Genomic DNA, 25,476 nt, shown 5'->3' on the forward strand with positions numbered 1-25,476 from the left:
GCGCAACGGAAGGGGCTGGAGGTAAACCGCTGTGAAGCGGAAGGAACAGGCCTGTTTTGCCTGCACCGTTACTGTGACACCAAACCGATAAAGTGTGTTGTCCTTCCGATTCCCTTGATGCGTGCATTCGATTGCGGCGGTTGTATTTCTTTCCGATGGGAACCCGATATGGCCGCCGGTTGTTCCTTCCGGCGTACCGCACGGCGCGGCGCTGTTTGAGGGACCCCATGATCGAGAAGCTCTTCACCAAAATCGCCAACCGGGTAGCCCACCTTGCGGGGCTGTCGCCGACATTCGCACTCTGCTGCCTGATCGTCATCATCTGGGCAGTAAGCGGCCCACTCTTCGCCTTCTCGGACACTTGGCAACTGGTGATCAACACCGGGACGACGATCATCACCTTCCTGATGGTGTTTCTCATCCAAAACACCCAGAATCGAGACGGCGCGGCAATCCAGGCCAAACTGGACGAGTTGATCCGGGTCAGCGAAGCCAAGAACACCTTCATCGGTATCGAGCATCTGACCGAAGCCGAGGTCCAGGAGATCCGTGCCAAATGCGAGCGGGCAGCGAAGCGGCATGACGAGAAAATCGCGGCCGTAGCTGCCAAGAAAGCCGTGGCGTCAAAGAGCAAACCGAAAAAGCAGGTGGCTCGAAGCACCGGCTGAAACCGGTTAACCCCCAAGGGTTCCGTCGTTGCTCGAATGCGACCCGATCCGAACACCGGCTCTCATTTTTCGGACATGCTCATTGCTTCATGAATGCCGCGAAGGCATCCTTGTGGTCGGGGTGCCAGCGCGACAGAGCAGGGCGGTTTTCGATGATGTCGCCGATCGCCCAGGCCATGCGTTTCTCATCCAGCGGACGCGTCACCTCGTTGTCAGGGCACAGGATGTAGAAGTCGCGCTTTGTCAGGGATTCCAGCATGAAATCAATGACCTGTTCGCCGGTCCAGGCGCCGGCCGGCTTCTCGGTCGCACCCTCGGTCAGGCCGGTATAGGTGAAGCCCGGGATCAGCAGATGCGCCGACAGATGGGCACCCGGTTCGTTGCGCAGGGCATGCGCCAGTCCCTCGGTAAAGGTCTTCACGCCGGCCTTGGAGACGTTGTAGGCAAGGTTTCCAGGCGGCGTGGTGATGCCTTGCTTGGAGCCGGTGTTGACGATCAGACCCGGCTGGCGGGCTCCCAGCATGCGGGGCACGAAGGCTTCGACGCCATGCACGACACCCCAGAAATTGATGTCCAGCAGCTGCTTCCAAGCGTCGCGGTTCTCCCACGGCTTGCCCGGGTTGTTGCCGACACCAGCATTGTTCATCAGCAGCGACACATTGCCGAAGGCGCCAAAGGCTCTTTCGGCGAGACGATCCACGTCTTGTGCCTTCGAAACGTCGGCGGCGACGGCCAGCACGGCATCGTCGCCGGCGATCGCGGAAACAACACGGGCCGCATCCTCAAGACGCGGGCCGGCGATATCGGCGAGCACGATCTTCATGCCCATGAGAGCCAGCCGCTTCGCGGCCGCAAGACCAATGCCGCTGGCAGCACCGGTAATGACGGCGGCATTGCCCGAACCAAGCGCGGGCAAAGCGGTCTGGAGTTCTGCGTCGGTCAGCATGGGCGGCGGATTCCTTCTTGCGATGGCGCCGAACTTAGCGCCGGAGCGGGCTGGCGCAAGCCTCCACGCGCCTGGCTGCGCTTCAGCAGCCTGCTGGGGCGGGTTGACCGGTCCAGCCGAGACTGCGCATGGTGCCTCGCAAAAAGGAGATTTCCCGATTGATGGACTGGATCGAAATCCTGAAGCAGCAGACCACCATTGGCGATCAGATGAGCCGCGAAGTGCCGCAGATGCTGGCAAACCCCGAGATCAACGAAGCACAGGTGAAGACGCTGTTTTCCGCCTTGGAAAAACAGGCGGATTTCGTCGAGAAGCTGCGCATGGCGCTGGAAAAGTTCGGCCATGACTTTGCGGTCATCAAGGCGGCGGAACGGCTGGAAGAGCGCTACGCCGATCTTGCCGCGTCGGTGGCCGAGAAGCTGAAAGCGATGCGCGAATAGATCCCTATTTTTCGATCACGCGTGCGAAACGCCGGTCCGGCACAAGCCAGACCAGGGCAACCAGTACATAGATCGCGACGCCGATCCACTGGCTGATGAAGGTCAGCGGGATGGCGCAGAGATAGGCGACAAGCGAGATCTTGCCCTTGCGGTCGTTGCCGATCGCCCTGGCAAAGGCCGTATCGTTGCCGTGCAATCGGTGAAGCGTCACGACGAGAATGAAGTAGGCGATGGCGCACAGCGCAAGATCGGCGCCGTAGACGGCGACCGGCACCGGCGCGAAATGGTTTTCGCCCATGAAGGCCGTCGTCACCGGCATCAGCGACAGCCAGAACAGGAGATTGAGGTTCGCCCACAACACGCGGCCGTCGACCCGCTGCACGGTGTGGAACATATTGTGCAAATTGTTCCAGTAAAGGCCGACGTTGATGAAGGACAGCACGTAGCTGAAGAAGATCGGCCATAGCGGCAGCAAGGCCGAGAGATCCTCGCCATGCGGCACCTTCAGTTCAAGCACCATGATGGTGATGATGATGGCCACGACGCCGTCGGTGAATGCCTCGACCCTGCCTTTGCCCATGATTTGCGCCCTATGTCCGGTGTCGATCGTTGAAGATGGTAAATCGTTAGCTGATGTTGTCAGGCCGATAAACGCCATCCGGGGAATTTCTCAACTATATCAGGGGAAACTCTCCCGCCAGGCCGGCTCGCGGCAATGGTTTGCTGTGGCAAATTGTTGACTTTTCTTGCCACAGTCCTCCATCGAAGACAGGCTCGGCTGAACCACATACGGCCGAGCGATCGAATGGAGTGACGGATGAGATTTCGATTTCTGCTCTGCCTCGCGACCATTCTGGCCGCCATCCTCGGCACGTCGGCCGCCGCGTTCGCCTACAGCGCCCACACCACCACCAACCTCAACGTGCGCTCCGGGCCCGGGTCGGGATATGCCAAGGTGGGGACGCTGCCAGCCGGCTACAGGGTGAACGTCACCGGCTGCCAACCGGGTTGGTGCAGAATCCATGGCGGCGGCTTCAGCGGCTGGGCCAGTTCCGGCTATCTCTCGCGGGCCCATGTCGTTCGCCCGCCGGTGATCATCGTGCGCCCGCCGCATGGTCCGCCGCACTGGCAGCATCGGCCGCACCGTCCTCCGCACCATCGCCCACCGCACAAACCGCGTCCCGGGAAGTGCAAGATCGCACCAGGTTTCTCCTGCAAATAACGGATTGCAGCGGGGTCACACGACAGGATGTCGTGACGGATCGGAACCATCGGCTCCGACACGAGCCTGTTCAGCCAACGGGTTTCCCGGTCCAGACAACGTCCGTCATGCTGTCAGGAGCCCGCCGGCCGGCCGGAACGTCGGGAGTAAGGGCGCGTTAAGGTCGCGATCCCTGAACCGATGAAGAGGTTTGGCCATGGCCATTCGTGACTTGGCGCATACGCGCAACGAAGCAGGCGGCGAGGCTCTCGCAATTCCGGTGGTTGCCACAATGATCGCCGTTCTGTTTGCCGGCAGCACGGTGCTGACGCCGCTGTACATCATCTACAAGCAGCAATTCGGCTTTTCACAGATCACGCTGACGCTGGTCTACGCGGTCTATGTCGTCGGCAATCTCGGCGCCCTGCTGATGTTGGGCGGCGCGTCGGATGTCGTTGGGCGCCGGCCTGCCGCTCTCGCGGCCATGATCGTCGCCGTCGCCAGCGCGCTTGTCTTTCTGTTCGCCAACAATGTCGTTCTGCTCGATGTGGCGCGCGTCCTGAGCGGGCTTGGCATCGGTGTCGGCGCGGGGACCGGAACGGCATGGATCGCCGAGCTTCTCCCCGGCGCTGACAAGGCGCGCGCCAGCGTCATTGCCACCAGCACCAATTTCCTGGGCCTCGGTTTCGGCGCACTCGTTTCGGGACTGTTGGCGCAGTATGAACCGTGGCCCTTGCGCCTGGTCTTCATCGTTTATCTGGCGGCGCTTGTGATCGTCTCCATCCTGGTCTGGCGTACACGCGAAACGGTGGCGGAGCCTGGCGGCCTCGGGCAGATTTCCATGCGGCCGCACTTTGCCGTGCCGGATGAAATCCGCGCGCGCTTCGTCGCGCCGGCGGTGACCGGTTTCGGCGCCATGGCGCTGGTCGGCTTCTATGCCGCGGTGGCGCCAAGCATCCTGGCGCAGCAACTGCATGAGACGAACCATGCTGTCGCCGGTGCGCTGTTCTTCGAATTGGCGATCGTCACCGCGCTCAGCATCGTAGCGCTGAAGCAAATGCGGAGCGGCAAGGCCATGCTGACCGCGCTGGCGTTGATGATTCCCAGCATCCTCATGGTGGTGGCGGCGCAGATGCTGGCGTCGATGGCGCTGATGATCGCCGCCACCGCCTGCTGCGGCGTGACGGCCGCACTCGGCTATCGTGGTAGCCTGCAGGTGGTGAACGAGATCGCACCGGAGGATCGCCGCGCCGAAGTGGTATCCAGCTTCTTCATTTGCTGCTTTATCGGCAATGCCTTGCCCGTCATCGGTATTGGCATCATCTCGACCTATGCCAGCCCCATCGCGGCCAGCCTGGCGTTCGCCGGCATGATCATCGTGTTTGCGCTGGTCGCGCTGGGCTTTGGGTTGAAAAACAGGCCTTGAGAGCGGCCAGCTTCAGCCGTTCGGCGTCTCTGGGGAAAAATGCGCGCGCTGGCGCGGCACGCCGAGCCCGGTGTCGGGCGGCTCGCCGGCGGCCGGCCGGTTCTCGATCATGTGCAGGGTGCGCCAGCCGCCGAGACGGTAGTAGGCCGCGGCCAGCAGCAGGGAGGTGATCGAGCCGGCCGGGAAACTCCACCACAGCGCTTCCTCGCCGATCACATCCCGCATGAAATAGGCAAAGCCGGTGCGCACGACCAGCACCGAGATCACCAGGATGACCAGCGGCGGCATCACGGCGCCCGTGGCGCGCACGGTGGCGAACAGCACGATGGTGACGCCGAACAGGATGAACGACCAGGACGCGACGTTGTTGATGTGAGCGGCGATGTCTATCGCCGCGCTGTCGCGGCTCAGGAACAGGCTGAGGATCGAGCGATCGAAGACCCATAGAAGTGCCACGAGAGCACCGGTCAGCACCAGGTTGAAGCCGACGCCTGACGCTGCGATGCGGCTGATGCGGTCCCAGCGGCCGGCGCCGACATTCTGCGCCGCCATCGAGGACACGGCCGCGCCGATGGCGAGCGCGGGCATCTGGATGTAGGTCCATAACTGCGCGGCGATGCCGTAGGCGGCGGCCACCTGCGAACCGTAGGAATTGACGATGCCCATCACCGTCAGGGCCGCGGCCGAAATCACGATCATCTGCAAACCCATCGGAACGCCCTTGAAGACGACGACGCGCAGCAAGGCGGGGTCCGGCCGCAGCAGCGCCAGATTGGCGCCGGCCAGACGCAGCGGATGCTTGCGGACATAGAGCACGATCAGGATGGCAATGACGCTCACTGTCTGGCCGACAAGCGTCGAGGTCGCCGAGCCGGCGATGCCGAGCTCGGGGAACGGCCCGATGCCGCGGATGAGCAGTGGGTTCAAGATGATGTCGAGCACGACGGCGAGCGCCATGAAAAAGAACGGCGTGCGCGAATCGCCGGCGCCGCGCAGCACCGTCATGACAAAGGACAGAAGGTTCATCATCGGCACGGCGACGAAGATGATGCGCAAATAGGAGCGCGCCAGCGGCAAGGCGTCGGGCGGTGTGCCGAGCGCGCCCAGAATGGTGTCGACCCAGATCCAGCCGCAGACGGCGAACAGCACCGAGACGAAGAAAAAGAAGGTGGCGCTGGTGCCGACGATGCGGCGTGCCTCGGGGAGATCGCGGGCGCCGACCGATTGCGCCACCAGTATGGTGGCCGCCATGCCGATGCCGAATACCGTGCCGAGGATGAGGAACAGCACCAGATTGGCATTCGAGGTGGCGGTAAGCGCGGATTCGCCGAGGAAGCGGCCGACCCAGACAGCGTTGACCGAGCCGTTGAGCGATTGCAGCACGTTGGAGCCGAGCACCGGCAGGGCGAACAGCAGGAGCGTGCGCGGAATGGGGCCGCTGGTCAGGTCACCGGTGCGCCGGCGCGCGGGCATCTTTTCATCCATGGCGGGCATCCGGCAAAGCTGGTTCTTTTGAGTCCGGCACGCAGGATACCGCAGGCCCGACCGGGATGCACCCTTGCGAAAGGAGCGACGGCGGGCAAGGCACGCCGTCGTGCATCCGATCAAGCTTGTCGGGCAGGAGGCGCCAGGCGGCGCCTGCTGCAAGATGCTTACTTCCTGGCGAGGCCGGGAAGCGTGACCTGATAGACAAGGAACATGGTGTCGACATCGGCGCCGTCCTCGGCCTTGTAGGGCGCGCCGACCTGGAAACCGTCCTGGGCGAGGAAATCGTTGTCGTTGGCGACGAACAGGAAATAGTCGTCGGGCAGCTTCGGATCGAGCACGCTCGCCAGCGACATCGCTTCCCACTTTTCCGAGAGGTTGTCCTTGTCGTTGGGCGCGCCATTGTGCAGCCCGAAGCGGGCAAGCTCGGCCTTGTCGTTGATGTCGATGAACGGCATCAGCCTTGCCGGCGTGACCGACGGATCGAGCACGCCCTTGCGCGCCACCGGCTTGTCGGCGGCATCGAAGGGACCGCCGGCGATGTCGGTCGCGCCGGAAAGGTCGACAATGTCGATCTTGCGATACAGCGACTCTTCGCCCTTCAGGCCCTGGCCATTGCCGCTGTCGCGCGCCAGCATCAGGAAAGCCGTGTCCGACAGCGCCACGATCTCGCTTTGCGCAGCCACCTTGGTCTTGCCCTTGGCGTCCTTGAACACCGGCAGCGGCACGACATATTCATGTGCCAGCTTGAGATGGGCAAGATCGGAGGCGTCATAGACCAGCGCCCTGGTGTTCTGGCGCGTCGAGGCCGAATCGCCGCCGTCCTGCCGGGTCGCCGACTGCAAAACCGCGATCACGAACTTGCCGTCCGGCGTCATTGCCATGCCTTCGAGGCCCTGATTGTTCTGGCGGCCGGTCTCAGGATCCTTTGGGTCGGGTTCGGCAGCACCTGGGCCCGGATTGTCGGAAGCAAAATTGGCCGTGCCGTGGCGCATCGGCACGAGCGCGGCCGGAGGCTGGGTCGCCGACATCAGACGGCCGTCGGCGGAGAAGCGGTAGATGTCGGGACCGTATTCGTCGGAGACGAGCATGGTGCCGTCGGGCAGCCGCACGATCGCCTCGTTGTCGAGCGCGAGCTTGCCATTGTCGGCCTGCGGCAGGACAGGCATGTCGCCGGCGGCGGGACGCACGCCGTTCAGCGGGTCGAGACCGGTGACGTCGGCACCCTTGTCGTCGGTCAGGAGCATGGTGTCGGCGAGCGTCGCCTTGACGCCGGTCTGCTCCTGGCCGGCCGCGGGCGCGGCACCTGGTGCCACCGGGGCGAACTCGATGTTGATCGTGTTGAGGCGCGGCCGGTAGTCGGTGGTACCGACGACGTTATAACCGCGGTCGGGCAGCAGCCACAGCGAGCCTCTGTAGGTGCCGGCATCATGCGTCCAGCCCGCGGTGTCGATCGACATGCCGGAGCCGGAGCCGAAGGTCTCGCCGAACCTGTCGCGCTGGCCGGCCGGGATGCGGCCAACCCCCACCAGCCCCTTGTTGACGAAACTGGCGCCGCCGACGCTGGCCGAGCTGTCGGCGAAGGCAGGCAGCGAAACGGCCGAGGCCACCAGCGCGGCGGCCAGCAGCCGCAACGAGAACGAGCGTAAATGCGTCATGGATATCCCCTTGATGACAAAGCGCCGGGACGGCGGAATTCCGAGGTTGCCTGGGGGCGGCGAGGCTGCCGCCCTGGAGGGCGGCTATGCCCTCGCCAAGCGGTCTAAGGCGCGAACATGATGCTTGCATGACAGTTGGTGACGCATTCGCGTCGGCCCGCCGCGACGCTGCTGGGGAAGTGCGGCCGCGCCAAAAAATCGATCGTTCCGAGACAGGTTCGACACCGTCCAGGAGCTGTTCGCAGTACTAGACACTCATGTACAGTACGTATATGGTTCCGGTTTCGAACAGTCCGTGGAGGAGGGAAGCCTTGAAGTCTCACTACCGCGCAGTCGTCATCGGGGGAGAGTGGTGGGCGCTTCGGTGCTCTATCACCTGGCGCGGTTCGGCTGGTCGGATGTGGCGCTGATCGAGCGCGCCGAACTGACGGCGGGCTCCACCTGGCATGCGGCGGCAGGGTTCCACGCGCTCAACGCCGATCCCAATGTCGCCGCGCTGCAGGATTACACCATCAACCTTTACCGCGAGATCGAGGCCGAATCCGGCCAGGACGTCGGGCTGCACATGACCGGCGGCGTCAACATAGCCAGCGATCCGGCGCGCTGGGAGTGGCTGAAATCGGCCTGGGCGGTATTCCAGTCGGTCGGCATCGAGACCGCCCGGCTGGTGACGCCTGACGAGATCAAGGCGATCTGCCCGATCGTCGACGTCACCGGCGTGCTTGGCGGCCTCTACGATTCCAACGAGGGCCATCTCGACCCTTACGGCACGACGCATGCGTATGTCGGTGCCGCCAAGAAGCGCGGCGCCGACGTGATCCTGCGCAACCGCGTGGTCGAGCTGAAGGCGCGGGCCGATGGCCATTGGGACGTGGTCACAGAGCAACGCACCATCACCACCGAGCATGTCGTGAATGCCGGCGGGTTGTGGGCCAAGCAACTCGGCCGCATGGCCGGGGTTGAACTGCCGGTGACGCCGATGGAGCACCATTATTTCGTCACCGAGGACATTCCGGAAGTCGCTGCCCTCGACAAGGAGATCGGCCTGGCCGTCGATCTCGACGGCTTTTCCTATCTGCGGCAGGAGCGCAAGGGCGTGCTGCTCGGCGTCTACGAGCAGAACCCGAAGCACTGGAACATGGACGGCGCGCCGTGGGATTACGGCATCGAGCTCATCCCCGAAGACATCGACCGCATCGGCCCGGAACTTGCCAAGGCGCATGAGCGCTTCCCTTGCCTGGCGACGGCAGGCATCCGCAAATGGGTCAACGGCGCCTTCACCTTCACCCCGGACGGCAATCCGATCGTCGGGCCGGTCCGCGGCCTGAAGAATTACTGGGTCGCCTGCGGCGTCATGGCCGGCTTCAGCCAGGGCGGCGGCGTCGGCAAGTCGCTGGCCGAGTGGATGATTTACGGCGAGCCGCAGGCCGACATTTTCGGCATGGACATCGCCCGCTACGGCGCCTTCGCCGCAAACCGGGAATATCTCAGGCAGACGACGCGACAGTTTTATTCTCGTCGTTTCGTCATGACCTTTCCCAACGAACGGCTGCCTGCGGGCCGGCCGCTGAAACGCCCCGGCGCCTATGACGGCATGAGTGCGGCGGGCTGCGAATGGACGGCTTCCTGGGGGCTGGAAATCCCCGCCTATTTCGCGCCGATGGGATTCCGCGAGGAGACGACGCTCAGGCGCTCCAACGCCTTCGACATCGTCGGTGACGAGGCGCTGCAAGTCCGGCGCGCCGCCGGCCTCATCGATATCTCGGCCTATGCGCGCTACGCGATCACGGGACCGGGCGCGGAGGCCTGGCTCGACAGGCTGCTGGCCTGCAGGCTGCCGAAGGCGGGACAGGCGAGGCTGGCGCCGATGCTCGGGCCGGACGGGCGGCTGAAGGGCGATCTCACCGTCTTCAACTGGGGCAATGGCGACTACTGGCTGATGGGCTCCTACTATCTGCGCGAATTCCACATGCGCTGGTTCGAAGCGCATATGGCTGAAGGCGTTTGCGTCACCGATATTTCAGATGCGATGTCGGGCTTTCTGGTCACCGGCCCCAATGCCAGAAAGATCGTCGAGCGCACGACGCACCAGGACATCTCCGCCAAAGCCTTGCCATTCATGGCATGCGGCGAATTCGACATCGGCATGGTGCGGGCAAGGATGGCTCGCCTCTCCATCGCCGGCGAACTCGGCTTCGAGATCAACTGCCCGGCCACCATGCATGCCACATTGCGCGAAACGCTGCTTGCCGCCGGCGAGGATCTCGGCCTCGCCGAGATTGGCTATTACGCACTCAACGCGCTTCGGCTGGAAAAGAGCTTCGGCATCTGGTCGCGTGAATTCACGCAAGGCTACACGCCCGGCCAGACAGGGCTCGACCGCTTCATTGCTTTCGACAAGGGCGATTTCATTGGCCGCGAGGCGGCGCTGAAGGAACGCAAGGCCGGTGTTGCACGACGGATCGTGACGCTGGAAGTCGATGCCATCGACGCGGACGCCAGCGGCTTCGAGCCGGTCTGGCACGGCGCTCGGCGCGTCGGCTTCGTCACCTCCGGCGGCTTTGGCTACACGATCGGCAAGAGCGTCGCGCTGGCGTTGGTGGATGACGATTTTGCCGAGGAAGGAACGGCGCTTTGCGTGCACATTGTCGGCACCGAGCGGCCGGCGCGTGTCATTCCGGCTTCGCCCTACGATCCCTTGGGCAAGGCGATGCGGCAATGAGGAGGTTTCCGGATGATCGATGACGCGGCACGCGAAGGCAGGCGCGAGCGCCGGCGAGGACGCATCGGCGAGGCCGGCAGCGAGAGCAGCCGCCGGCCCAATTACCGCTCTCTGAAGAACCCATTCCTGCCGCAGCCAATCTTTTCGGACGACCACGTCGCCTCGATCCACGACACGGCGCTGCGCGTGCTGGAGGAGCTGGGCATCAAGGTTCTGCTGCCGCAGGCGCGCGACCTGCTCGCTCGCGCCGGCGCCCTGATCGACCCCGAAACCGACATGGTGCGGATCGGCCGCGACATGGTGGCGGCCGCACTGGCCTCGGCGCCAAAATCGATCCAGACCCATGCCGGTGACCGCTCCCGCGATCTGACGCTGGAACTCGGGTCGATGACCTTCCTGGCAGGGTGCGGCGCGCCGAACGTCACTGACCTCGAACGCGGCCGCCGACCAGGCACACTGGCGGCCTTCGAGGAGTTCATCAAGCTGGTGCAGCATTTCGACGTGCTGCACATGCTGGGACCTTGCGTCGAGCCGCAGGACATCGACAACCGTTTTCGCCACTACGCCGTCAACCGGGCGCAACTGACCCTGTCGGACAAGCTTCCCTTCATCTTCGCGCGCGGCACCCCGCAGGTCGACGATAGTTTCGACATGATCAGGTTGGCGCGCGGGCTGTCCGAGGACGAGTTCCGCTCGGGCGCCCATTGCTACACCGTCATCAACACCAATTCGCCGCGCCAGCTCGACATCCCGATGGCGCAAGGCATCATCGACTTCGCCAGGGCGGGCCAGGTCCTGATCATCACGCCCTTCTGCCTGGCGGGTGCGATGGCCCCGATCACGGTGGCCGGCGCGCTGACGCTGCAGCATGCCGAGGCGCTGGCCGGGTTGACGCTGGCGCAGATCGTGCGGCCGGGCGCGCCTGTCGTCTACGGCTCCTTCTCCTCCAATGTCGACATGAAATCGGGCGCGCCGGCCTTCGGCACGCCGGAACATATCAAGGCGACGCTGGGGGCCGGCCAACTGGCGCGCTTCACCGGCCTGCCGTGGCGTTCGGGCGGCGGCAGCGCGGCCAACATCTCCGATGCGCAGGCGGCGCATGAGACGCAGTTTGCGCTGTGGGGCTCGGTGCTGGCGGGCGCCACCGTGTGCATCCATGCCGCCGGCTGGCTGGAGGGGGGGCTGAGCGTTTCCTTCGAAAAGCTGGTGACCGACATCGAGGCGTTGCAGACGGTGGCTGAACTGTGCGCCGCCACGCCCGGCGACGACGATGCCATCGGCTTCGAGGCAATCGCCGAAGTGCAGCCGGGCGGCCATTTCTTCTCGGCCGGCCACACCATGGCGCGCTACCGCACCGCTTTCTACGAGCCGCTGGTGGCCGACTGGTCGAATTTCGGCAACTGGACGCAGGCCGGTTCCAAGACCGCAACCGAACGCGCCACCGGTATCTGGAAGCGCATCCTCGCCGATTTCGAGCCGCCGGCGACGGCCATTGCCACGTCGGCTGTGCTCGATGATTTCATCGCGCGCCGCACCGAACAGGGCGGGGCGGCGCCGGTGTCGTGAGATAGCTTATTCCTCTCATCGTCCTGAATTGTGGGTGCGATCCGGAACCCGCTGCACCTCTCATGCATTCATGGCACGGCCGGTGCCTGCTCGCATTGCGAGCCATTGAGGAGGACGACCACATGGGTTTCGATCAGTACCACGAACCGCCCGAAGAATTGTCGCAGGAGGTGCGAACCTTCGCCCGCATGATCACCTCGCTGATCGAGGAAGCGGAAGCGATCTCCTGGTATGAACAGCGCATGTCGGTGGAGAAGGACCCGCAGGCCCGCGCCATCATGAAGAACGCGCAAGGCGAGGAGTTCAAGCATTTCGGCATGGACCTCGAATTCCTGCTGCGTCAGAAGCAGGACTGGCGCGCGGAACTGAAGGAAATCCTGTTTACGACCGGCGATATCGTCAAGGCTGGCGAGGCGGGCGAGAAGAAAGTGGACTGAGCGGTCCGGCCCGGGTGACTACCGAAAGTTCCGTTCACTTCGGACGTCCACGCCATTGGAATTCATTCCAATCAATTTTGGCTGTGAAATCGCAAATAGAATTAGGGTCAAAATCTACTTCGATTTTCACAAGAAAACCTCAGGATTTTTGACCAGCTCCTTACGCGAGTGAGTGTCCATTTTTTCTCACACAGCCGCGACAAACCCATCCAGCACGCGTTTCTGGCCGGCCTTGTCGAAGTCGATGGTCAGCTTGTTGCCTTCGATGGCCGCGATGTTGCCGTTGCCGAATTTCTGGTGGAAGACGCGGTCGCCGACGTTGAAGGGGGACGGCGTGTCGGCGACGGATTTGGCGACCAACTCGCCATCGATGGTGCGGCCCTTGATGCTCGTGCGGCCGGCGCCGTAGCCGCTGTCGGTCTCGCCATAGCCGATGCGCTCGATCTGGTGGCCGGAGCGCGAGCCCCAGTTGCGATCGGTCGCCTCGGTGCGGTTCTGCTGCGCCCGCTGCCAGCCCGGCGTGGCGTAGCTGTTGGCGAAGGCGCCGGATTTTTCGGCGCCGACATTGTCGAAGCGCGAGGCGCCATAGGGGTTCTGGCGGCCGCCCCGGCCGGAAGCGAACGAGCCGCCGCCATAGGAATTGCCGTAGCCGCCATAGGAGTTGCCGCTTTCGGCGACTTCGACATGGGTTTCAGGCAGTTCATCGAGGAAGCGGGAGGGAATCGTCGATTGCCACAGGCCGTGGATGCGGCGGTTGGAGACGAACCAGATGTGCAGGTTCTTCTTGGCACGGGTGACGCCGACATAGGCCAGCCGGCGCTCTTCCTCCAGGCCGGAACGGCCGCCTTCGTCCAGCGCGCGCTGGTGCGGGAACAGGCCTTCCTCCCAGCCCGGGAGAAAAACGGTCTCGAACTCGAGGCCTTTGGCCGAATGCAGCGTCATGATGTTGACGGCGTCGAGTTCGGCGTTCTGCTCGGCATCCATGACCAGAGCGACATGTTCGAGGAAGGAGCGCAGCGATTCATACTCCTCCATGGAGCGGATCAGCTCCTTGAGGTTTTCCAGCCGGCCGGGCGCCTCGACCGAACGGTCGTTCTTCCACATGTCGGTGTAGCCGCTCTCTTCCAGGATGGTCTCGGCGAGCTCAGTATGCGGCGTGGTTTCCAGCGCCTTCTGCCAGCGTTCGAAATTGGCGGCGACCTCGCGCAATGCGGCGCGCGGCTTGGGCTTCAATTCATCGCTCTCGGCGAGCTTGGCAGCGGCTTCCAGCATCGGTACACGCAGCGCGCGGGCCGTGTCGTGGATCTGACGGATGGTGGTTTCGCCGAGGCCGCGCTTGGGCACATTGACGATGCGCTCGAAGGCGAGATCATCGGCGCCTTGCGCGACGACGCGGAAGAAGGCAAGTGCGTCGCGGATCTCCATGCGCTCATAGAAGCGCGGGCCGCCAATGACGCGGTAGTTGAGACCGAGCGTGACGAAGCGGTCCTCGAACTCGCGCATCTGGAAGGACGCGCGCACCAGGATCGCCATGTCGTTGAGATTGTGCTTCTGGCGCTGATAAGCCTCGATCGTCTCGCCGACGGCGCGTGCTTCCTCCTCGGAATCCCAGGCGGCGTGGACGTTGACCTTGCCATCCTCGGGGTCGTCGCGATCGGTGAACAGCGTCTTGCCGAAGCGACCTTCATTGTGGGCGATGAGGTGCGAAGCGGCGCCGAGGATATGCGCGGTGGAACGATAATTGCGCTCCAGCCGGATGATGGTGGCGCCGGGAAAATCCTTGTCGAAGCGCAGGATGTTGTCGACCTCCGCGCCGCGCCAGCCATAGATCGACTGGTCGTCGTCGCCGACGCAGCAGATGTTTACTTTGTTTTCGCTCACGGGCTGTTCCGCGCCTGCCGGCGCGGGCCCGACCCCTCTTTTCTGCGCGCCTTCGGCGTCGCGGGAGGGGCCTCGCAAAGGCTCGGACGCCCGGTCGGGCTTGCGGCCTTCGGCCGAATGCAAATCCGTAGACGTCGCGCTACGTCCGCTATTTGGCCGCTGCGCCAGGAGCCGCAGCCACATGTATTGCGCGGTGTTGGTGTCCTGGTACTCGTCGACCAGGATGTATCTGAACCGCTTGTGATACTCCTTCAGCACGTCCGGATTGGCGCGGAAGATGCGGATAGGGTGGCAGAGCAGATCGCCGAAATCGCAGGCGTTCAGCGTCTGCAGGCGCTCCTGATAGGCCTTGTAGAGCTCGCGGCCCTTGCCGTTGGCGAAACTACGCGCATCGCCCTCGGCAATGTCGTCCGGGCCTTGCCCCTTGTTCTTCCAGCCGTCGATCATCTGCGCGAACTGCTTGGCCGGCCAGCGCTTGTCGTCGAGGCCCTCGGCCTGGATCAATTGCTTGATCAGCCGCACGACGTCGTCGGTGTCGAGAATGGTGAAGTCGGATTTCAGCCCGGCAAGCTCGGCGTGCCTGCGCAAGAGCTTGACGCCGATCGAGTGGAAGGTGCCGAGCCAGGGCATGCCCTCGACATTGCCTTCGCCGATCAGGATGCCTATGCGCTGCTTCATCTCGCGCGCGGCCTTGTTGGTGAAGGTCACGGCCAGGATCTGCGAGGGAAAGGCTTTTCCGGTCGCCAGGATGTGGGCGATGCGGGTGGTCAAGACGCGCGTCTTGCCGGTGCCGGCGCCGGCCAGCACCAGAACGGGACCTTCGGTGGTTTCCACCGCCAGCCGCTGCTCGGGGTTCAACCCCTTGAGATAGTCGGGCGCGTTGTTGTGGCCGCCGCGGGCAGCCATGGCGCGCGCGGCGATGCCCGACGGGGCGGTGGGCCGCGCATCGGGTTCATCGAAAAAGGGCATGTCTTCGGAAAAGCCGGACATCGCCCCCGAATGTAGTGATTCGGTGGAGAAAGACCAGAACTGTCTACGTTTTGTTCCACTCCTGATTGTTTCCGGCCTGCTTGACAGGCAGGGCGGGTGAGGGAAAGCTGCGCAAAGGGCAGGGAGGGGATCCTGTTGCCCACGGCCGCCTCGAGGCGCGCAACAGTCGAAGGAGTATCATCTTGGCTGTCACCATCACCTCCCTCATTCTCCTCCTCATCGGCCTCGCGCTTGGCGCCGGCGGCATCTGGTTGGCTTCACTGGGAGGCAGCTGGTACTACATCATATCAGGCATCGCCTTCCTCATCGCCGCATGGCTGCTCTACCGGCGCAGATCCACCGCGCTCTGGCTCTACGCCGCGATCGTGCTGGGCACGCTTGCCTGGGCGGTCTGGGAAATCGGCTTCGACTGGTGGGAACTCGGGCCCCGCGGCGGCATCATCGTGCTCGTCGCGCTGTGGCTGCTGACGCCGTGGGCGAGGCGGGGCCTTATTGGTCCCGATGGCCGCGCGCCGCTCATTCTCGCCGTGTTGGCGTCGCTGGCGGTCGCCGGCTATTCAATGACGACCGATCCCAAGGATATTGCCGGCAATCTCGACATCGACAAGGTGACCCCGGCGGCCGATCTCGGCGGCGACATACCTGCCGGCGAATGGCACTTCTACGGCCGCACGCCCTATGGCCAGCGCTATTCGCCGCTCGACCAGATCACGCCGGAGAACGTCGCCAACCTGCAGCCGGCCTGGACTTATCGCACCGGCGACGTGAAAGGTCCCGACGACGTCGGTGAGACCACCTATCAGGTGACGCCGCTGAAGATCGCCGATACGCTCTACATCTGCACGCCGCACAATTTCGCCATCGCCATCGACGCCGCCACGGGCAAGGAGAAGTGGCGCTACGATCCCCAGGTCAAGCTCGACAAGGACCGCCAGCACCAGACCTGCCGCGGCGTCTCCTATTACGCCGATGCCAAGATCGGTGCCGGGCAGCCTTGCGCCGCGCGTGTCTACCTGCCGACTTCGGATGCGCGGCTGATCGCACTCGACGCCGCCAACGGTCAGGTCTGTCAGGCGTTTGCCGAAGGCGGTACGCTGAACCTTCTGACCGGCATGCCTTATCCCAAGTCCGGCTATTACTATTCGACATCGGCGCCGCTGATATCAGGCGACAAGATCGTCGTCGGCGGCGCGGTCAACGACAATTATTCCACGCAGGAGCCCTCCGGCGTCATCCGCGCCTTCGATGCCTCCACGGGCGCGCTGATCTGGAACTGGGATTCCGGCAATCCCGAGCAGACCACGCCGCTAGCGGCAGGCCAGACCTACACCGCCAATTCGCCCAACATGTGGTCGACGCCGAGTGCCGACGAAAAGCTCGGCCTGCTCTACATACCGCTCGGCAACCAGACGCCGGACCAGCTCGGCGCCGGCCGCAGCGCCAATGTCGAGAAATTCTCCTCCTCGATCACCGCGCTCGACCTCAATACGGGGCAATTGAAATGGGTGCGCCAGACCGTGCATCATGACCTTTGGGACATGGATGTGCCGGCGCAGCCGAGCCTTGTCGACATCACCAAGACCGACGGAACGGTCGTGCCGGCGCTGGTCGGGCCGACCAAGCAGGGCGACCTCTACGTGCTCGACCGGCGCACCGGCGAGCCGGTCATCCCGGTCAAGGAAGTGCCGGCGCCCGGCGGCGCCATCGAAGGCGACTACACATCGCCCACGCAGCCGGTGTCGGACCTTTCCTTCAATCCGCCGCCGCTGACCGATGCCGACATGTGGGGCATCACCATGTTCGACCAGTTGGCGTGCCGGATTGCGTTGCACAGGCTGCGCTATGAGGGCCGCTACACGCCGCCATCGCTGCAGGGCACGCTGGTCTATCCCGGCAATTTCGGCGTCTTCAATTGGGGCGGCGTGGCGGTCGATCCGGCCCGGCAGGTGCTGTTCGGGATGCCGACCTATCTCGCCTTCACCTCCAGGCTTGTGCCCCGCGCGGACGTGCCTCCGCCAGGCGACGCCAAGGGCAGCGAGCAGGGGCTGAACCGAAATGACGGCGCTCCCTATGCGGTGGTGATGGGACCGTTCCTGTCGCCGCTCGGCATTCCGTGCCAGGCGCCGCCATGGGGCTATGTCGCCGGCGCCGACCTCAGGACCGGACAGATCGTTTACAAGCACAGGAACGGCACGGTCTATGACATGACGCCGCTGCCTTTGCCGCTGAAGGTCGGCGTGCCCGGCATTGGCGGGCCGATGATCACCGCCGGCGGGGTGGCTTTCCTCGGCGCCGCGGTCGACGACTACCTGCGCGCCTACGACCTGACCTCAGGCAGGCAGCTCTGGCAGGCGCGCCTGCCAGCCGGCGGGCAATCGACGCCGATGACCTATACGGTGGCTGACGGGCGCCAGTTCGTGGTCATCGTCGCCGGCGGCCATGGCTCGGTCGGCACCAAGCCCGGCGATTACGTGATGGCGTATGCGCTGCCGAAGTAGGAACGGGTGCGGTCTCGCAGGATCGCGCCCTAACTGATTCCGAGATGGCTCTTCAGGCTGGGTACCGAGCCGAGCACTTCATTGGTGAGATCAGGCCCGGCGGCGGCTTCGGCCTGCTGGATCAGCGTGGCGCCGGCCTGCCTGATCTGCGCCATGTCGAGGCCGGAAGCCTTGAGCGCGGCGACGCCGTTGATCAGTGCGCCGGCCTTTTCGCCGAGAACACCGCCCAGCGCGCCTTGCAGCGACGACAGCAGGCCACCACCGCCGGCCGCGCCGGCGGCCATGACGTCGTATTGGCGGGCGAGATCATCGGCGCCGGGAATCTTGGCGAAGAAACCCGAAACCTTGGTGCCTTCCGCCTCGTGCTCCAGCACCGAGAAGATGGTGCCGACGACTTTCTCGGTCGTTGCCTGGTCGAGGCCCGCCTTTTGCGAGACGGTGTTGACGATATCCTGGACGTTCATGGTCTCACCTCAAATTTGGGATTTCGGGTCTGGGCGGCGGTCCCGGCCGATGCGAAGCTCGATCATCGACCGCCTGCCTGCGTCCACAAGCCGGAAGCGTAATGCCTGAGCGGCAGCCAGGGCAAGGACGAACGCGCTGGTGAGGATAGGCACGATCATCGGCGGGTGTCCTTCTGGTCGGGACGGGATGGGACGGGCATCGGTAGCACGCAGCTTCCCTTACCATTGTGGCAGTGCCGGCAGGATTTATCGGCGATGACCAAAAAGTGATGGGGCGGGCGCCGGCGTTGCCGGCTTCACTGGCTGCGGCCGATGCTTGCCGCTGCGCTCATCCAGGCTGGACCGGGCCGGCCGCGCCCCTATCTAGCTCCGGTGTTGAAGCCTGAAGCCGAGGAATGCGCCATGACCAAAGCAGCCGCCAGACCAGCAAAGCTTGGGATCACCCAGGCGATGATCGACGCCTATGACGAATACACGCATCTGACACTCGATCGCCGCCGCTTCATGGAGCAACTGACCCGGCTTGCGGGATCCGGGGCGGCGGCCGCGGCGATCGCGCCGATGCTGGCTGCCAACTCTGCCCAAGCGGCCATCGTCGCCGAGAACGATCCCCGCGTGAAAGGCCAGGACATCACCTATCCCGGCGCCGGCGGCGAGATGAAGGGCTATCTGGTCAAGCCGGCGGACCAGGCGGGCAAGCTCGGCACCGTCATCGTCATCCACGAAAACAGGGGGCTCAACCCGCATATACGCGACGTCGCCCGGCGCGTGGCGCTGGAGGGGTTCGTGGCGCTCGCTCCGGATTTCCTATCGCCACTCGGCGGCACGCCCGCCGACGAGGACAAGGCGCGCGACATGTTCACCAAGCTGGATCCGGCGCAGACCGTCGCCAATGGCGTCGCGACGGTGGCTTTCCTCAAGGCCGACAAGGACGGCAACGGCAAGGTCGGTGTCGTCGGTTTCTGCTGGGGCGGCGGCACGGCCAACATGCTCGCCGTGAACGCGCCTGATCTGGCGGCAAGTGTCGCCTATTACGGCATGCAGCCGAAGGCCGCGGACGTTTCCAAGATAAAGGCGGCGCTGCTGCTGCACTATGCCGGATTGGACGAACGGACCAATGCCGGCATCGACGCCTTCAAGAAGGAACTCGATGCCGCGCATGTCGAATACACAGTCTATGTCTATGAAGGCGCCAATCACGCCTTCAACAATGACACTTCGGCAGCGCGCTATGACAAGAAGGCGGCTGATCTCGCCTGGGGCCGGACCGTCGCCTTCCTGAAGGAGAAACTGGCTTAGCGGAGGATCTACTGCGTGCTCGCAGGCCTATGCAAGGCGACGCCGGCCACCACCAGCGCAATACCGATGCAGTCGCTGATGCCGGGGATCTGGCGCAGCACGAGAATGCCGATCAGCGTCGCGGTGACTGGCAGCAGCGACAGCATCAGCGCGAAGCTCGACCGCGGCAGCCGCGCCATGGCGAGCTGGTCGCAGATATAGGGGATGACCGAGGAGCAGATGCCGACGCCGATGGCCGCCAGCAGCAGCGGCGCGGAGAAAAAGGCGGGCAACGCGTCGGTGAGGCCGATCGGCAGCACGACCAGGAAGGCCACGGCCATCGCGGCGCCGAGCCCGGCAATGCCGCCGCCGGCGCCTGAAGCGGCGACGCGGTGGCCAAGCACGATATAGCCCACAAACAGCGCGCCGTTGAGGAAGGCCCAGAACAGGCCGATAGGATCGCTGGACCATTTGACGTCGATCAGCAGCAAGGTGCCGGCCACGGCGACGGCAAGGGCAGCGAGATTGCGCGCGCTTCGGAGACCGACCAGCGCGACGCCGATGGTGCCGACGAATTCGATCGCGGCCACCAGCGAAATCGGCAGGCGGTCGAGCGCCAGATAGAAGGAGCAGTTCATCACTGCCAGACAGACGCCGAAGGCGAGCAGCAGCAGCCGTGTCGACCGATCGGCCTGGGCGAAGGTTCGCCACGGACGCGTCAGCGGCGCGAAGATCAACGCGGCGGTGGCGATGCGCAGCCAGGCCATGCCAAGCACGCTGATCTGCGCAAACAAAAGCACGGCGAAGGCAGGGCCGAGATAGTGGAACACGGCGCTGACGCAGAACCAGACATGCGGCGGCAGCGATGTCGGCAGGCTGGTAAAGGCCGCACCTGTGGGCGAGGTTTGGACTTGCGTCCGATCGTTCATCGGATCAGTATCGCAGGTATTTTTTCCGTCTGATATGGGCAGTGGTCGTTCAGGGACCTCGGTCGCTTTCCGGATGCAAGGAGTTTTTGATGAAGCGCCTTCGAAACGAAAATCTCGACCTCGACGCGGTCGATCTGAAGATACTGCGCCTGCTGGAAAAAGATGCGCGCGCCAGCACGGCCGAGCTGGCGCGCGCCGTCGGCCTGTCGGCGCCGAGCGTGTCCGAGCGCATCAAGCAGCTTCAGGAGAGCGGCGTCATCGAAGCCTATTGCGTGCGGATCAATCCGGCGGCGCTTGGCCTGAACCTGTCGGCATGGCTGCGCATCAGGCCGGTGCCGGGGCAGCTCGCCGTCGTGGCCGAGATCATCCGCGACCTACCCGAGATCGCGCAATGCGACCGGGTAACCGGCGAGGACTGTTTCATCGCGCTGGCGCATGTCGGCTCGGTGGTCGAACTCGAACGGGTGATCGACCGTATCATTCCCTACGCGATGACCAACACGGCGATCATCCAGTCTTCGCCGGTGGCGGCGCGCTCGCCGCTGGCGGCGATCAGGCGGCAGGGTTGAGGTCAAACGCCCGGAATGTCGTCAACGGAGTGGCCGCTCTACCCGCAGCGTCAGGCGTGGCCGCGCTTCATGCGGGCCTGCTTAAGGATGACGCGCCAGCGGATCATGTCGAAGGGGATCGGCTCATTGTTGTTGGCGATGTGGAAGATCTCGTTGTTGACGTTCTTCAGCGAGCGCCAGAAATCATAGTCGGTAATGCGCGGATCGGCGGCGAGCCTGTCCACCTCGACTTTGATATCGGTTTTCATGCACGTCCCCCGAATCGGCTATGCCCCGCCGCCCGTGTCGCTACTTCGATGCGGATCGTTTTCGAACGGCCCGCTGAGTCGCGCAACGGTCCAATCGGCTTGTTCCCGTTAAAACCTCGGTAAGGTTAACGCGGGCCCCGGGCGGGTTCAAGCCGTCTTGCGTTTGATGCCGATCGAGCGGCCTGCGCGTTCGGGCATCGGCAAGGCTGCGTGAGCGGCGCGCATCGCTTCGATCTTGGCCAGCACGTCGGCGGGAAAGGGGGCTACCTTGGGGCCGGACATGTCGACATGCAGTGCAAGCTGCTCGGACGTGGCGGCGAGCCAGCCGTCGGCATGGCGGATTTCCTGGTAGAACCGCAGCCGCTTCTCGTCATGGTCGATGAGCTGGAAGGAGACCGTGACCTTGTGGTCGAGATGCAGTTCCTGCACGTAGCAGACATGGACTTCGGCGGTGTAGATGGTGAGGCGACGGTTCTTGACATAATCCAGCCCCATGCCCATCGCCTCGAAGGCTTCATCCGAACAGCGGTCGAACAGGACGTTGTAGTAGGCCATGTTGAGATGGCCGTTATAATCGATCCAGTCCTTCTCGATAGCCATTGGCTGAGAAACAAAAGGGGCGGGGATCGGCATGGCAACTTCCTTGTTCTGGTGCTGGACAGAGCGTGGTTGTAAGAGCGGTTCATCGTTTCACGGAAACGTCGGACCGCCTCTTTGATACAATTCCCCAGGGAAAGCGCTAGGCGCTTTTCCGGGGAAAACCGCTTCACACTTTTCCTGGAATTGCGTTAGGCATCATCCATAAATGCATGACAAGCATGGACACTGGTCCATTCGCGGAGGAATTCATGGCCCTGAGCGACCTCAATCCGGTCGAGCGCAACGAAGAAGGCATCGCCGCCGTGCTCGGCATCCTCAAGCAGCGGTTTGGCGAGCGCTTTCAGACCGGCCAGGCGGTTCGCTCCCAGCATGCGCATACGACAACCTACATCCCGACGCAGGCGCCGGACGGCGTCGTCTTCCCGGAAACGACCGCCGAGGTACAGGAGATCGTGCGCGCCTGCGCCGCGCACCGCGTGCCGGTGATCGCCTTCGGCGTCGGCTCCTCGCTCGAAGGCCACACCAACGCGCCGGGCGGCGGCATCTCGGTCGACACTTCCCGGATGAACCGGATCCTCTCGGTCAATCCGCAGGATCTCGACTGCACGGTTGAGCCCGGGGTGACTCGCGAGGATCTCAACCGGCATCTGCGCGACACCGGCCTGTTTTTTCCAATCGATCCCGGCGCCAATGCCTCGCTGGGCGGCATGGCGGCGACACGGGCCTCAGGCACCAACGCGGTGCGCTACGGTACGATGCGCGAGAACGTGCTATCGCTGACGGCCGTCATGGCCGATGGCGAGGCGGTGACCACTGGCAAGCGGGCAAAAAAGAGCTCGGCCGGCTATGACCTGACACGGCTGGTGGTCGGCTCGGAAGGCACGCTCGGCATCATCACCTCGCTGACCTTGAGGCTGCAAGGGATTCCGCAGGCGATTTCCGGTGGTGTCTGCCCGTTTCCGAGCGTCGAAGCGGCTTGCAACGCCGTCATCGCGACGATCCAGATGGGCATTCCGGTGGCGCGCATCGAACTGGTCAACGCGCTGCAGATGCGGGCGATGAAGACATATTCCAAGCTCGACTATCCCGAAAGCCCGTGCCTGTTCGTCGAATTCCATGGCAGTGATGCCGGCGTTGCCGAGCAGGCCGAGACCTTCGGCATGATCGCCGAGGAGAATGGCGGCGGACCGTTCCTGTGGACCAGTGTCGCCGAGGAGCGCACCAAACTTTGGAAGGCCAGACATGACGCCTATTGGTCGTCGCTGACGCTGCGGCCAGGCGCCAAGGGCCTGTCGACCGACGTCTGCGTTCCGATCTCGCGTTTTGCCGAATGCGTCACCGAAACCGAGGCCGATATCGCCGAAATGGGGCTTGTCGCGCCGATCGTCGGCCATGCCGGCGACGGCAATTTCCACGTCCTGGTGCTGATGGACGTGAACGACCCGAAGGAAATCGCGCTGTCGGAAAAGTTCGTGGCGCGGCTCAACATGCGGGCCATCGCCATGGAGGGCACCTGCACCGGCGAGCACGGCATCGGCCAAGGCAAGATCGGCTTCCTGCGCCATGAGCTCGGCCACGGCGTCGACATCATGCGCACGATCAAGCAGGCGCTCGATCCGCTCGATATCATGAACCCGGGCAAGATCCTGCCGGCTGCCGAGTAGACGCCGTCATCGGCTCGTCTTGACCCCACCTCCAATCGGGCCGAGACTCCGTGTGCTGAAGGCCCAGAAGACGGGCAACCCAAGCGGAGGAGTGGTGTCATGGCGATTTCACGCAAGGAAGAAGCGCGCGCGCTGAGTGCCGACGAACACGAGCTGGTGGAAAAATCGCACCATCCGGCGGTCCAGGACCTTTCCGACGCCGATCTGTCCGGCCTCGTCAAACGCCTGCGGGAGCGGCGCGACAAGGCGCAGACCGAGGCGCGTCGACGCCGGCGCGAAATCCGGGGCAAGGGCACACCGAAAGGGGCTGTCGCTTCAAAGGCCGATGGCGGCTCTCAGTTGAAGCTTGCGGTGCTGGCGATGGCCATGCGGCGGTTGAATGGCGAGGCCGAACGGCGCCGCCAGTTGACGGCGCGCGTCTCATTGGTCGACAGCGCGCGCAAGGCGCTGGCCCTGAAGCAGAAAGCGCCGACGGATGGTCCAGCGTTCAACGCGCGCACTGCGCACAAGGGCATGCGAGCGGTGGCAAACCAGAGGACGCCGAATCTGGTTCGGCCGGCCGAGCTCGGCCGACAACGCAAAGCGGCCAAGGTGGCGCAGGCAAAGCGCGACGCGCGTTGAATTCGCACTGATGACGCCGATGATCGCGTGCTGATCTCCGCAGCACGCCGAAGCACGACAAACGCTTCTCCGCCGGCACGTGGTCGGTAGGCCGCTTTGCTGTGTGCGTCGTTTACCGAGTGGCCAACTTCTCTGGCGCTGCTTCGGCAAGCACCTGCAGCATCGGCCGTGTCGGTGCGAAGAATGTCGTGCCGGTGTGAGGGGTGGAGAAATCAAGCAGCCGGTCGTAGGCGCCGGGCGGATCGCCGACATACATGCGCTGCAGCATCTTCTCGATCACCCAGAGATATCTCGAATAGCCGATGAAGTAGGTGCCGAATTCCCGTTGCCCCGGCCGGCCGAACGGCATGTTGTCGCGCAATATGTCATGTTCGGTGCCGTCGGCATCCTCGATGGTGGCGAGCGACTTGTGCGATTTGCGCGGCGCTTCGTCATCATCGATTTCGATGTTGTCGATCTTGGTTCGGCCGATGATCGCCTCCTGCACGGGCGTGGGGATTCGCGCCCACGCCTGGAGATCGTGCAGGTATTTTTGAACGACGACATAGCTGCCGCCGGCAAAATCGGGATCTTCGTCGCCAACGAGCGCCGAGGCGGGCAGATCGAGGCCGGTGGGGTTGGCTGTGCCGTCGACGAAACCGAGCAGGTCGCGGGCATCGAAATAACGGAAGCCCGAGACTTCGTCGACGACGGTCACGCCGGGACCAAGCCTGTCCAGCAGGATACGCTCGAACTCGAAGCACATGTCGGGCCGCTCGGAGCGGATATGGAAGAGAAGGTCGCCCGGCGTCGTGGGCGCGGCGTGAACCGCACCCTTGATCGGCGCGAACCGCTTCAACTCCGCCGGCCGCCGGCCGGGGTTGAGCCGGTTCCATAGATCGTGGCCGATGCCGGCGATGCAGGACAGGCGGCCGCCGAGGTCGCGGAACCCGACAGTCTTGACCAGGTCGTCAAGGTCGCCGAGTACGGAACAAACCTTTCCGAGAACCGCCTGTTCATCGGCTATGGTGACGACAAGGAAAATCGCTGATTGCGAAAGCGGCGCATCGACGCTCTGCGCATCGATCGGCACACGGTCCCAGTTCTTCCCCGACATCCCCAATTCTCCGCTTTTCCAGGATTGTTTCAGACGATCCCGGATCGGAAAACGCCGCGACCGGAACAGGGCGAGGACGCCCAAAGCAA

At 64.0% G+C, this 25,476-nt stretch carries 22 protein-coding genes and 1 pseudogene; 12 read left to right on the forward strand and 11 right to left on the reverse strand.

Annotated features, from left to right (window positions below):
* The first annotated feature begins 227 nt into the window (after nt 1–227).
* Nucleotides 228–668 carry a low affinity iron permease family protein gene (locus FJ490_RS11505; RefSeq protein ID WP_181165307.1) on the forward strand — a complete coding sequence of 147 codons (441 nt, stop codon included), beginning with the start codon at nt 228–230 and terminating at the stop codon, nt 666–668.
* A 79-nt stretch (nt 669–747) separates the two neighbouring features.
* Here the strand turns inward: FJ490_RS11505 and FJ490_RS11510 are convergent, their stop codons facing one another.
* On the reverse strand, nt 748–1,614 hold the full coding sequence (locus FJ490_RS11510) for an SDR family NAD(P)-dependent oxidoreductase (protein ID WP_140516569.1): 867 nt from the start codon (nt 1,612–1,614) through the stop codon (nt 748–750).
* 158 nt (nt 1,615–1,772) lie between these two features.
* Here FJ490_RS11510 and FJ490_RS11515 point away from each other — a divergent pair, with 158 nt between their 5' ends.
* Nucleotides 1,773–2,054, forward strand: a complete 282-nt coding sequence (locus FJ490_RS11515; RefSeq protein WP_140521198.1) for a hypothetical protein — start codon at nt 1,773–1,775, stop codon at nt 2,052–2,054.
* Nucleotides 2,055–2,058: 4 nt separating this feature from the next.
* Here the strand turns inward: FJ490_RS11515 and FJ490_RS11520 are convergent, their stop codons facing one another.
* Nucleotides 2,059–2,634, reverse strand: coding sequence for a TMEM175 family protein (locus FJ490_RS11520; protein WP_140495258.1), 576 nt, complete (start codon nt 2,632–2,634; stop codon nt 2,059–2,061).
* Nucleotides 2,635–2,871: 237 nt separating this feature from the next.
* Between FJ490_RS11520 and FJ490_RS11525 the strand changes: the two genes are divergently transcribed.
* Together FJ490_RS11525 and FJ490_RS11530 are read left to right on the forward strand one after the other, a co-directional pair.
* Nucleotides 2,872–3,276, forward strand: coding sequence for an SH3 domain-containing protein (locus FJ490_RS11525; protein ID WP_140495260.1), 405 nt, complete (start codon nt 2,872–2,874; stop codon nt 3,274–3,276).
* A gap of 196 nt (nt 3,277–3,472) precedes the next feature.
* On the forward strand, nt 3,473–4,681 hold the full coding sequence (locus FJ490_RS11530; protein ID WP_140675374.1) for an MFS transporter: 1,209 nt from the start codon (nt 3,473–3,475) through the stop codon (nt 4,679–4,681).
* A 12-nt stretch (nt 4,682–4,693) separates the two neighbouring features.
* Here the strand turns inward: FJ490_RS11530 and FJ490_RS11535 are convergent, their stop codons facing one another.
* Nucleotides 4,694–6,166 carry an MATE family efflux transporter gene (locus FJ490_RS11535; protein WP_140579999.1) on the reverse strand — a complete coding sequence of 491 codons (1,473 nt, stop codon included), beginning with the start codon at nt 6,164–6,166 and terminating at the stop codon, nt 4,694–4,696.
* A 167-nt stretch (nt 6,167–6,333) separates the two neighbouring features.
* Nucleotides 6,334–7,824, reverse strand: coding sequence for an esterase-like activity of phytase family protein (locus FJ490_RS11540; RefSeq protein ID WP_140656812.1), 1,491 nt, complete (start codon nt 7,822–7,824; stop codon nt 6,334–6,336).
* Between the two features lie 311 nt (nt 7,825–8,135).
* On the opposite strand from FJ490_RS11540, the pseudogene FJ490_RS11545 reads away from it, so the two are divergent.
* The 3 genes and pseudogenes from FJ490_RS11545 to FJ490_RS11555 all read left to right on the forward strand — a co-directional run bounded on the left by FJ490_RS11545 (nt 8,136) and on the right by FJ490_RS11555 (nt 12,549).
* Nucleotides 8,136–10,546 (forward strand): annotated as a pseudogene (locus FJ490_RS11545) (FAD-dependent oxidoreductase).
* Nucleotides 10,547–10,558: 12 nt separating this feature from the next.
* Entirely contained in the window at nt 10,559–12,112 is a 1,554-nt protein-coding gene (locus tag FJ490_RS11550; protein ID WP_140567339.1) for a trimethylamine methyltransferase family protein, read from the forward strand.
* A 122-nt stretch (nt 12,113–12,234) separates the two neighbouring features.
* On the forward strand, nt 12,235–12,549 hold the full coding sequence (locus FJ490_RS11555) for a hypothetical protein (RefSeq protein ID WP_140495272.1): 315 nt from the start codon (nt 12,235–12,237) through the stop codon (nt 12,547–12,549).
* A 186-nt stretch (nt 12,550–12,735) separates the two neighbouring features.
* On the opposite strand, the gene FJ490_RS11560 is transcribed toward FJ490_RS11555, so the two are convergent.
* A complete protein-coding gene (locus tag FJ490_RS11560; RefSeq protein ID WP_140516559.1) occupies nt 12,736–15,420 on the reverse strand; it encodes a UvrD-helicase domain-containing protein in 2,685 nt (894 codons plus the stop codon).
* Nucleotides 15,421–15,602: 182 nt separating this feature from the next.
* On the opposite strand from FJ490_RS11560, the gene FJ490_RS11565 reads away from it, so the two are divergent.
* On the forward strand, nt 15,603–17,918 hold the full coding sequence (locus FJ490_RS11565; RefSeq protein WP_140729180.1) for a glucose/quinate/shikimate family membrane-bound PQQ-dependent dehydrogenase: 2,316 nt from the start codon (nt 15,603–15,605) through the stop codon (nt 17,916–17,918).
* Between the two features lie 29 nt (nt 17,919–17,947).
* Here the strand turns inward: FJ490_RS11565 and FJ490_RS11570 are convergent, their stop codons facing one another.
* Complete coding sequence (locus FJ490_RS11570; RefSeq protein WP_140516555.1) at nt 17,948–18,382, reverse strand: hypothetical protein; 435 nt, start codon at nt 18,380–18,382, stop codon at nt 17,948–17,950.
* A gap of 9 nt (nt 18,383–18,391) precedes the next feature.
* Complete coding sequence (locus FJ490_RS32655; RefSeq protein WP_181165306.1) at nt 18,392–18,541, reverse strand: hypothetical protein; 150 nt, start codon at nt 18,539–18,541, stop codon at nt 18,392–18,394.
* A 243-nt stretch (nt 18,542–18,784) separates the two neighbouring features.
* On the opposite strand from FJ490_RS32655, the gene FJ490_RS11575 reads away from it, so the two are divergent.
* The gene (locus FJ490_RS11575) at nt 18,785–19,681 is read left to right on the forward strand and encodes a dienelactone hydrolase family protein (protein WP_140729179.1); all 897 of its coding nucleotides are present in this window, start codon (nt 18,785–18,787) and stop codon (nt 19,679–19,681) included.
* An 8-nt stretch (nt 19,682–19,689) separates the two neighbouring features.
* Here the strand turns inward: FJ490_RS11575 and FJ490_RS11580 are convergent, their stop codons facing one another.
* Entirely contained in the window at nt 19,690–20,589 is a 900-nt protein-coding gene (locus FJ490_RS11580) for an EamA family transporter (protein ID WP_140623152.1), read from the reverse strand.
* Nucleotides 20,590–20,678: 89 nt separating this feature from the next.
* Here FJ490_RS11580 and FJ490_RS11585 point away from each other — a divergent pair, with 89 nt between their 5' ends.
* Nucleotides 20,679–21,158 carry an Lrp/AsnC family transcriptional regulator gene (locus tag FJ490_RS11585; protein WP_140729178.1) on the forward strand — a complete coding sequence of 160 codons (480 nt, stop codon included), beginning with the start codon at nt 20,679–20,681 and terminating at the stop codon, nt 21,156–21,158.
* Between the two features lie 50 nt (nt 21,159–21,208).
* On the opposite strand, the gene FJ490_RS11590 is transcribed toward FJ490_RS11585, so the two are convergent.
* The gene (locus FJ490_RS11590) at nt 21,209–21,406 is read right to left on the reverse strand and encodes a hypothetical protein (RefSeq protein WP_140495286.1); all 198 of its coding nucleotides are present in this window, start codon (nt 21,404–21,406) and stop codon (nt 21,209–21,211) included.
* A gap of 147 nt (nt 21,407–21,553) precedes the next feature.
* Nucleotides 21,554–22,039 carry a thioesterase family protein gene (locus FJ490_RS11595; RefSeq protein ID WP_140495288.1) on the reverse strand — a complete coding sequence of 162 codons (486 nt, stop codon included), beginning with the start codon at nt 22,037–22,039 and terminating at the stop codon, nt 21,554–21,556.
* Nucleotides 22,040–22,254: 215 nt separating this feature from the next.
* Here FJ490_RS11595 and FJ490_RS11600 point away from each other — a divergent pair, with 215 nt between their 5' ends.
* Together FJ490_RS11600 and FJ490_RS11605 are read left to right on the forward strand one after the other, a co-directional pair.
* The gene (locus FJ490_RS11600; protein ID WP_140630943.1) at nt 22,255–23,670 is read left to right on the forward strand and encodes an FAD-linked oxidase C-terminal domain-containing protein; all 1,416 of its coding nucleotides are present in this window, start codon (nt 22,255–22,257) and stop codon (nt 23,668–23,670) included.
* A 99-nt stretch (nt 23,671–23,769) separates the two neighbouring features.
* Nucleotides 23,770–24,291 (forward strand): hypothetical protein, encoded by a 522-nt coding sequence (locus tag FJ490_RS11605; protein ID WP_140521184.1) that lies wholly within the window; start codon nt 23,770–23,772, stop codon nt 24,289–24,291.
* Between the two features lie 112 nt (nt 24,292–24,403).
* Here FJ490_RS11605 and FJ490_RS11610 read toward each other — a convergent pair whose 3' ends face one another.
* Nucleotides 24,404–25,387, reverse strand: coding sequence for a Dyp-type peroxidase (locus tag FJ490_RS11610; RefSeq protein WP_140516541.1), 984 nt, complete (start codon nt 25,385–25,387; stop codon nt 24,404–24,406).
* Nucleotides 25,388–25,476 lie beyond the last annotated feature (89 nt).

The sequence above is a fragment of the Mesorhizobium sp. B2-5-11 genome (genome assembly GCF_006440835.1).
Classification (GTDB): Bacteria; Pseudomonadota; Alphaproteobacteria; order Rhizobiales; family Rhizobiaceae; genus Mesorhizobium.